4 protein-coding genes and 1 pseudogene are annotated in these 4,883 nt (G+C 43.7%); 1 reads left to right on the top strand and 4 read right to left on the bottom strand.

Going from position 1 to position 4,883, the window contains the following annotated elements; all coding sequences use genetic code 11:
• Positions 1-77: 77 nt before the first annotated feature.
• The 4 genes from A3761_RS03995 to A3761_RS03980 form a co-directional block, all read right to left on the bottom strand.
• Complete coding sequence (locus tag A3761_RS03995; RefSeq protein ID WP_068554552.1) at positions 78-635, bottom strand: cytochrome b; 558 nt, start codon at positions 633-635, stop codon at positions 78-80.
• 174 nt (positions 636-809) lie between these two features.
• Positions 810-1,613 (bottom strand): aspartyl/asparaginyl beta-hydroxylase domain-containing protein, encoded by an 804-nt coding sequence (locus A3761_RS03990; RefSeq protein WP_197470107.1) that lies wholly within the window; start codon positions 1,611-1,613, stop codon positions 810-812.
• 252 nt (positions 1,614-1,865) lie between these two features.
• A complete protein-coding gene (gene ssb, locus A3761_RS03985) occupies positions 1,866-2,462 on the bottom strand; it encodes a single-stranded DNA-binding protein (protein ID WP_068554548.1) in 597 nt (198 codons plus the stop codon).
• Positions 2,463-2,511: 49 nt separating this feature from the next.
• Positions 2,512-3,888 carry an MFS transporter gene (locus tag A3761_RS03980; RefSeq protein ID WP_231872100.1) on the bottom strand — a complete coding sequence of 459 codons (1,377 nt, stop codon included), beginning with the start codon at positions 3,886-3,888 and terminating at the stop codon, positions 2,512-2,514.
• Positions 3,889-4,054: 166 nt separating this feature from the next.
• On the opposite strand from A3761_RS03980, the pseudogene A3761_RS03975 reads away from it, so the two are divergent.
• Positions 4,055-4,883, top strand: a pseudogene (locus A3761_RS03975) (excinuclease ABC subunit UvrA); the annotation flags it as partial.

Genomic DNA, 4,883 nt, shown 5'->3' with positions numbered 1-4,883 from the left:
GGGCCAAGAGTACCAAGCGCCAATAGACCAGATAAAATTAACTTCTTCATATTATTCTCCTAAGTTGGATTTGAGACTTATTTCCCCGACCGTAACATTTTGACCAAGGTTGTATCTTTATCAATAAAATGGTGTTTTAAGGCACCTGCCACATGAAGTATTACCAAAACAATCAAAGTCCAGGCGAGATAAAAATGAATTTCGCCTGCTATATCTTCCTGGTTCTCGATCAAAGAAGGTAGTGCTGGCACATCAAACAACTCGAACACGCCTACACCTCGACCGTCAGCAGTAGAAATAAGATAACCACTACTCATTATCAGAAACATAAGAATATATAACATTAGATGCACTAGGTGCGCCACCTTGTGCTCGAACGCCTCACCTTTACGCCCACTTACCTCGGGTTGTGGAACAATGTTAATAGTGCGCCAAATGACTCGAAATATGAGCGCCAAGAGCAGACATACACCAATACTTTTATGCAGATCCAAAGAGCCCTTATACCAGGAATCATAATAGCTGAGCTCAACCATGTATAAACCCAAGCCAAAGAGGAAGAATATACTAACAGCCATGAGCCAATGAATTATAATAGCCACCAAACCGTAAGAACTTACTGTATTCCGGATCATCACACATTCCTGCTAAACAGAAGAAACAATGATGTCACTATAGATCAAGGACACTTGTGCGGAAATATAAAATATGCAGAAGCGTTGTGCATAATTGCACACAGAGTAAATTGGGGTGCGCGCTCTTATTCTAGAAACAAGAGAGTTTTATATCATAGCGAGTATGGAAACTAGTTATGAGAAGATAATAAACGGCGTAGCGATAATTAATAGCAGAATTAACAGCAACAGCGAGTTAAAAACAAACTGAAGCCTTTTATAAAGCGGGCGATTCCGCTTTTTAAAGGCCTTCGACCATTCAAGAAAAGGTGTAACAGTGCTGAATAGGCGGTTAAAAAAACCTTGGCGATCTATCGATGTATTAGGCACTAAAGTTGCGCGTGCCAAGAGCTTGTATACCCAGTTAATCCCTCGACCAAATATATTCATTGGACGCTCAACATCAAACATTAGAATCAGTCGATAGTCTTCGGTATTGTTGTTCACATAGTGAATATAAGTTTCATCAAAACAAAATGCCTCACCATCCCTCCAAGAATAGCTTTTGCCATCAATATTGATAAAACAGGCATCTGAGTTAGGTGTAGATAGCCCAAGCTGATACCGGTATGAGCAGGCAATGGGATCGCAGTGGCGAGTCAACTCTGAGCCTGGAGGCAACAAAGTAAACATTGCACCGTTTACTGAAGGAATGTTTTTTAGCAGCTCAACTGTATTAGGGCATAGCTTCTTTGCAGATTCATGCGTGTAACCATACCAGTTGACATAGAATTTACTCCAACCATGCTTATAGAAGGTTCTAAAGCCAACATCATAGTACGATGCAGAGCCTTCTTTGGTTGTCTTCTCAAAGTAACCCTGCTCTCTAAGACTCTCCGCCTCTTCACGCACGAGTTCCCACTTGTCAGTAAGGGACTGAAGCTCAGCAAAATCATCAATATTAACAATCGGTTTACGATAATTTCGCTTGGTCGACACATACAGAAAACAATTGAGAGGAGCAAAAATTGGCCAAGCTTTCCGGAGATATTCGCGAAGATTCTTATAGCGCACCTCTCCTCGATAGTTATACACATATACACAGCTGACTGTACTCAGTGCCACAACGAGAAGAATTACTAACAGAGCAAGGCTCATCGGTACCGACCTTATCTACATATAAGCCTGAAAGATAACACCTCAAGGGGCTCTTTGTAGAATTTAAATCTACAAAACTAAATATACTGTGAATTAGAACGGAATATCATCATCAAAATCATCACTAGGAGGCGCCATTGCTGGAGCGCTTTGCGGAGCGGCTTGAGGCGCTGCCTGAGTATAAGCCTGGCCGCCCTGTTGTGGCGCGCGCTGATAGCCTTGTTGAACCGGCGCCGCCTGCTGTGGCTGCGCATAGCCCTGCGGTGCAGCCTGTGCTTGTGGTGCTGCTTGAGGAGCAGGCTGTGTCTGATACCCGCCTTGCGTGGCTGCTTGCGGCTGATCAAATCCACCCTGCTTACTATCTAGCATCTGCAGTTCGTTCGCAACAATCTCGGTGGTATAGCGGTCTTGTCCGCTTTGATCTTGCCACTTTCTGGTCTGCAACTTACCTTCGATATAGACTTTAGAGCCTTTACGCAGATAATCTTTTGCAATTTCAGCTAAACGATTAAACATAACAACACGATGCCACTCCGTTTTTGGCACCATCTGTCCACTGTTTTTATCTTTATAACTTTCATCCGTAGCAATATTCAGGTTTGTGACCGCTGAACCTTGCGCCGTCATGCGCGCATCAGGATCTTGCCCTAAATTACCGATCAAAATTACTTTGTTTATACCTCTTGCCATTACCTTTCCCCGAATTATTTTTTGCTCTAATCTAATTATTGTCTCATGCTTAACGATAGCATTCCATAACCGAATCCAGCTCCTGCTGATTTAGTTTACCTTTGATTACTTTGAGATAAGCCACCTTATCTTCAGGCACCAAAACAACCTCTTCAACACCTCCCACTGAGCTAAGCCTATCGGTTATTTCCTGAGCCTGAGAGTCTGCCAAAGCTGAGAAACTTAAGGTCATACCTGTTTCAGAGCTTGGGTTAGCCATGCCGCGAGCAAATAGAAACCAGCCAAGACAAACAATACTTACCAGCAGATAAACGCCTGACTCATCATAGCTACTTAGAACCCAACCACCTAACACCCCCCCAACAAAGGCACCAAAGAACTGGCAAGTTGAATAAACCCCCATCGCCGTTCCTTTGCTTCCAGCCGGACAAATCTTACTGACCAAAGAAGGCAAACTCGCTTCGAGCAAGTTAAAAGCCATAAAGTAAAAAAACAAGCTAAGCCAGAAATATAAAAACTGGTTCTGAGTCAAACTAAAACTCAGTGACGAAGCCAGAAGAAGCAGAATTGCGAATAAAAAAACCGGCTTCATTTTCTGCTTCTTTTCACCAATGATAATAAAAGGAACCATTGCGAAAAATGATGTCACCATCACTGTTAGATAGACCAGCCAATGATCCTCGCCCGGCATATTAATTTTGTTAAGCAATGACATGGGGACAGCTATAAACAAAGCTGTCAGGCAAAGGTGAAGTGCAAAAATGCCGATATCAAGGCGAACTAGCTCTTTATGTTTTAAGACGTCCATTAACTGGCTCTTGAACAAACGGGTATTCCTGTCGGATGCACTCTGAACAGGATTCGGCACAAAGAAGTACAGCCAGAACATTCCGAACAGTGCCAACACAGCAGTAAACCAGAAAATCCCCTGAAGCCCAAGAACACTTCCCACTAAAGGCCCTATAACCAAGGCAACAGAAAAAGATACACCAATAGACATACCAATAATTGCCATCGATTTGGTGCGGCTCTCTTCACTCGTTAAATCACTTAGCAAAGCCATCAAGACACTGGCAATTGCCCCTGCCCCCTGAAGGAATCGGCCAAATATCACACCGTAAATTGTCGTTGAAAGTGCCGCGACCAAACTGCCAATGAGAAATAGGAGCAGCCCGAAGAAAATCAGTTTTTTGCGACCAAATCGGTCAGACAGTGCACCAAAGGGAACTTGGAACAGCGCCTGGCTCAAACCATAAGCACCAATAGCAACACCAATTAGAATTTCACTCGACCCGGCTAGCTCCTGCCCATATAAAACAAAAACCGGCAAAACCATAAACAAGCCAAGCATACGCGAAGCATATAAAAGAGCTAAAGAAATTACCGAGCGCTTTTCACTAGCAGTCATTATTTTGTATACATTCATCAAATTATTCGGGCAGCCATTCTATCATTAAGACCCACTGCAAGGAATCGCAATACAGGTCTAATAAGTACTAATGAGCGCTTACACCCCATTAGCGTAATATGTCATACAAGTTAGCGTCTAAATTGCTATAATCGACCGTTTTTAAGCATCGGTTAGTAGATTAATGGATAAGATCCTCGTTCGTGGCGCAAAAACACACAACCTAAAAAATATCGACCTTACAATTCCTCGTGATAAGCTAATCGTAATAACCGGTTTATCTGGCTCCGGTAAATCATCGCTCGCCTTTGACACGCTTTATGCTGAAGGCCAGCGACGTTATGTCGAGTCTCTGTCGACTTACGCTCGTCAATTCCTGTCGATGATGGACAAACCTGAAGTCGACCATATTGAAGGTCTTTCTCCAGCCATATCCATCGAGCAAAAATCCACCTCTCACAATCCACGATCTACTGTCGGTACGATTACTGAGATCTACGATTACCTGAGACTATTATTCGCTCGCGCAGGCGAACCTCGATGCCCAGAGCATGACGCACCACTCAATGCGCAAACTGTTAGCCAGATGGTTGATAAAGTGCTTGAGCTTCCTGAAGAAAGCAGGCTTATGCTGCTCGCCCCAATTGTCCAAAACCGTAAAGGCGAACATCTTCATGTCTTCCAAGATCTCTTGAGCCAGGGATTCATTCGCGCCCGAATTGACGGCATTATTACTGACCTCGATGACACGCCTAAGCTTGAGAAGAATAAAAAGCACACCATTGAGGTGGTCGTTGACCGCTTTAAGGTTCGCAACGATATCCAACAACGTATTGCAGAATCCTTTGAGACATGCCTTGCTCTTACAGATGGCATTGCAGTTGTTGCCCCAATGGGGGAAGACGACAGCCAGGATGAAATCATTTTCTCTTCACGATTTGCCTGCCCACATTGTGGTTATGCGATTAGTGAGCTTGAGCCTCGTATGTTCTCTTTTAACAATCCTGCCGGTG

Source organism: Oleiphilus sp. HI0123 (assembly GCF_001635315.1).
Note: the sequence above shows the minus strand (reverse complement) of the source record. Positions and strands in the feature narration are given on the sequence as shown.